This is a genomic window from Draconibacterium sp. (genome assembly GCF_041583095.1).
Classification (GTDB): Bacteria; Bacteroidota; Bacteroidia; order Bacteroidales; family Prolixibacteraceae; genus Draconibacterium.
The window spans coordinates 1-4,535 of sequence record NZ_JBFHGM010000350.1 but is presented as its reverse complement, the minus strand read 5'-3'; the positions used below and the strand labels follow the sequence as shown (position 1 = coordinate 4,535).

General features: G+C 40.6%; 3 protein-coding genes. All 3 read left to right on the top strand.

The genetic code is table 11. The features are described from left to right. Positions 1–1,492, top strand: a 1,492-nt coding sequence (locus tag ABZB17_RS20765; RefSeq protein WP_372653253.1) for a SusC/RagA family TonB-linked outer membrane protein, incomplete at its 5' end; no start/stop codon positions are given. 20 nt (positions 1,493–1,512) lie between these two features. Then, positions 1,513–3,105: a RagB/SusD family nutrient uptake outer membrane protein gene (locus tag ABZB17_RS20760; protein ID WP_372653251.1), complete on the top strand. Its 1,593-nt coding sequence runs from the start codon at positions 1,513–1,515 to the stop codon at positions 3,103–3,105. A 446-nt stretch (positions 3,106–3,551) separates the two neighbouring features. Next, positions 3,552–4,535 (top strand): amidohydrolase family protein (locus tag ABZB17_RS20755; RefSeq protein ID WP_372653249.1); only part of this gene is annotated, 984 nt, incomplete at its 3' end.

Genomic DNA, 4,535 nt, shown 5'->3' with positions numbered 1-4,535 from the left:
GCACAACATGACTTTCCTGGTTGGTATGTCATCCGATCAAAACAGGTTGAATAATTTAAGTGCCAGCGGAAGTCCGTTAACCCAGGACAGTCCTTTATATGATGACCTTGAGTTCCTCGCAGCCGACCCGTCAGACGATGTAAGCAGCTCAAGAACACTAACACGTAAAGTATCCTACTTTGGCCGTATTAATTACGAATTTGATAACAGATATTTGTTGCAGGCCAGTTTGCGAAGAGATGGAGCAGGATCTGACATACTTCCTGTGGACACACGCTGGGGAGTTTTTCCTGCAGTATCAGCAGGTTGGGTAATCTCTAACGAAGAGTTCTTTCCTGAAGGCACACCGATAACTTTTGTTAAAGTTCGTGGTAGCTGGGGACAGAACGGTAGTTTATCAAATCTTGGACGCTATCAGTATGGTGCGCCGCTTTCAACTACAGGATCTTATCCATATTGGGTTAGTCCTCAGTCTTCAAGTATGGGAACCGCAACTGCTCCTGCAAACCTAAGCAACTTAAACCTGCAATGGGAAACCAGCGAGCAAACCGATATTGGTTTGGAAGTACGTGCAGCGCAGGATCGTATCACTTTCTCGGCAGATTATTACATTAAAAAAACCAAAGACCTGTTAACTACAGGAACACCTCCGCTTATTGCCGGAAACGATGCAACAACGGTTAACGCCGGTAATGTAGAGAACCGGGGTTTTGAGTTTGATTTAAGTTACCGCAACAGTTTAGGTGATTTTAATTACAATATTAGCGCGAACCTGTCAACGCTTCATAACGAAGTAACTTACATGAACCCCAATCAGCCTTATCTTACAGGAGCCTCAATTAACCTGGAAACTGCTACACGTTTTGATGTGGGTAACCCCATTTGGTACTTCTACGGTTATAAAACAAACGGAATCGATCCGGAAACAGGAAATCCGTTGTACATCAACCGTGATGGTGAAACAGTTAAAACTGTAAGCTCAGAAGATAAAACATACATCGGTAGTGGTATTCCAACTTTGATGTATGGATTGAATCTTGACTTGTCGTACAAGGGATTTGATTTTAAGGCCTTCCTTCAGGGAGCATCTGGGCACGATGTAATGTTAGGTATGGTTAGAACCGACCGTTTGAATTTTAATAAACTAAAGGTCTATTTTGATGATCGTTGGACTCCAACCAACACTAATGCAACCATGCCGGGTGCAGCAACCGAATCGAATGCATGGCATAGTGATTTGATGGTGTTCGATGGGAAATATCTGAAAATAAAGCAGATACAGCTTGGGTATACACTTCCTAAAAGCTTGGTTAGTAAAGCATTCATTAACAGTTTAAGGCTGTATTTATCTGTTGAGAATCTTCACACGTTTACAAACTATCCGGGAGTAGATCCTGAAGTAGGTGCATCTACTGTTAATAGTCTTGGTATCGACAGGGGAATGTACCCATTCACCAGAACGTATTTATTCGGTGCAAATATTACATTTTAATTATCCTAAAATTTATGAAAATGAAAACTATGATATATAAATTTTCGAAGGTTTTTATTGTACTTGTTCTGTTATCTTTTGGATGTTCAGAAGATTTTCTGGAATACGAACAACGAGGAGTTCAAACAGAGGAGTCATTTTACCAGACCGACGACCAGGTTTTTGAAGCACTGATGGCTGTTTTCGACGAATGGCAGGGTGGAATGGGATTTAACTATGTTTACATGCTGAACGGATTATCCGATGAATCATACGCCGGTGGTGGTGCCCGGGGCGATAACGGTGGAACACTTGAAGAAATAAATGAATATCGATTTTCACCAACAACAGCTGCTATAAGTGGCTTTTACGGCTGGATGTATAATTGCGTAAACAGGGCAAATCTGGTAATAAACAATACGGAGACTGATACTGAAAAAAAGGCGATGTTTGTTGCTATGGCAAAGGCTTTACGCGGATACGCTTATTTCTATTTATCGAATTTGTGGGGCGAAGTTCCGCTGGTATTAACACAGTTAAATCCCGATGAATATAATCAGCCACGCACCCCAATGGCAGAAATTAATGCACAAATTGAAGCCGATTTTACTGAAGCAATTGCCGCATTGCCGGTACGAAGTGCAATGCCGGCAACCTATCAGCAATTGTTAAGCAAGGGATCTGTTCAGGCAATGTTGGGCAAACATTACCTGTTTATTGATGATTTTGACAAAGCAGCCTCAACATTTGAACAAGTAATAAGTTCCGGAGAATATGATCTTTATCCCGACTATGCAAAAGTTTTAAGAAAAGACTCAGAGCATGGTGTTGAATCTGTTTTTGAATTAAACTATACGTCGACATTAAGTTATGCCAGTATTTTTGGAGCAGAAAGTGGCATTGGCGGTTGGGTAGTAATGAATGGCCCACGTCCGGAATATTTACCGGCAATGACGTTTTTTATGCTCGATCTTTTTCCATTCTCATGGGGTTTTATCAATCCTCATAAAGAAATGTACGATGCTTATGTAGAAGCAGGAGACAATGTTCGATTGACAGCTTCCATACTTGGCCCGGATGAATTATCTGCCTTAGGGGCAGCATATCAAACACCTGCCGGTTTCGTACCTTATGGTTCTGATGGATACCTTGATATGAAATACCTTGGTTACCTGTCGGAAGGTGGAGGTGCTGATGGATGGACACAATTTTCAAACGTTGGAACCAATGTAAGAATGATTCGTTATGCAGACGTACTGTTAATGGCGGCAGAAGCCAACAACCGCAAAAGTAGTGCTGACGATGAAAAGGCCAAAACTTATGTGAATATGGTTAGAAGCAGGGTGAGTCTTGATCCGGTTACTTCAGCAGGTACTGCTCTGTTTGAGGACATTAAAACCGAGAGAAAACTTGAACTGTCTTTTGAAATGGTAAGATATATGGATCTTCAGCGTTGGGGCGATGCCTATGATGCACTAAAAGATCAAGGGAAAAAAGTTCCAAATGGTTCAGGTGGATATTACGAACCACAAGGAGCCGGCTACGAACAAGGTAAAAATGAACTGTTACCTTTCCCTGAATACGAAATGACGGTTAATACGGCTTTGGAAGGAGCACAAAATCCAGGATATTAGTATGAGGAGGAAGAGGATTGATCCCAAAAAAGGCATTTTAGCTTTAAAAGGATCAATCCTTCTTTATTTAATAAAATGAAGAGCTCTGTTATGCGTAAAGAGTTCTGCTTAACAGTTTTATTTCTGAAAGAAGTTTGATTTATACATTTTGTTGTAAAACTGAGAATTTAGATGATTTTTAAAAAGTTCTTTATTTTTTGACTTTTACCAATGTGTCATTTAAACATAATGCACTATTTTTAGTCAAAGACAAGTCTTGATTACGAAAAGAGTTGAGAGCAACTTTGAAATTCAAAAAATATCAAATTATGAAGAAAAGATTTTATCTGCTTATTGTTTCATTAATAAGCAACTGTTACCGCGATAATTGAATTTATGTAGACCCTTTTATTACAACCTTACCTGATAGGTGTAATTCAAATAATTTAAACCATAAAAACTAAAAAATGAAAAACCTATTTTTATTAATTGCTGCTATGCTTGGATCGTGTGCAATTGTATTCGGGCAAAGTGCAGAAAAAGTAACCCGCCAACCTGTTATCGATATGCATGTTCATGTATCAAAAGTACGACCCGGTTCAGGACCTTTGTGTCCGTGGTTTTTAAGCGATATGCCCGGTGCCGATCCGCATGAAGAATTTGGTTTCGGACAAGTTATGAGTTCTGATTGTTTGGATCCGCTTCCGGCAGCAGCCACCGACGAAGAGATGAAGAATGAGATTACCGGCCGGATAAAGGACATGAACATGACTATGGTTTGTTTTGGCGATCCCGGAGTTATCCGTAGCTGGATGGCCGAAGTGCCGGAAGGCAGAATTATTGCGGGCATAAGTCCGGGGCAATTGACTGTTGAGCAGTTCCGCGATTCATTGGAAAGTGGTTTTTACAAATATATGTCAGAGGTAGCACCTCAGTACCAGGGAATGTCGCCAAGCGATATGTCTCTTGATCCCTATTTTGCAGTTGCTGAAGAGTTAGGAATTCCGGCAGGAATTCATATGGGAACCGGAGGTAATGGAATGACCAACATTACAAATTCAAAATATCGTGCATCACTTGGAGATCCTTTCCTTTTGGAAGATTTATTGGCACGCCATCCAAAACTGAAGGTTTGTGTTCAGCACGCCGGTTATCCGATGATCGACAACATGCTTGCCTTAATGGGTGCCAATGCGTATGTATTTGTTGATATTTCGGGAATGATCTGGAGTTACCCGCTTGACGATGTAAAGGAATATATTAGAAGACTGGTACAAGCTGGTTTTGGTAAGCGTATTATGTATGGAACAGATTTTATGACCTGGCCACGCATGATAGAAACATCAATGGGAGTGATTGAGCACTCGCAATTTTTATCAGAAGACCAAAAAAGAGATATTCTCTTTAATAATGCAGCCCGCTTTTTCAGAATGGATAACAGCGATTTTGAT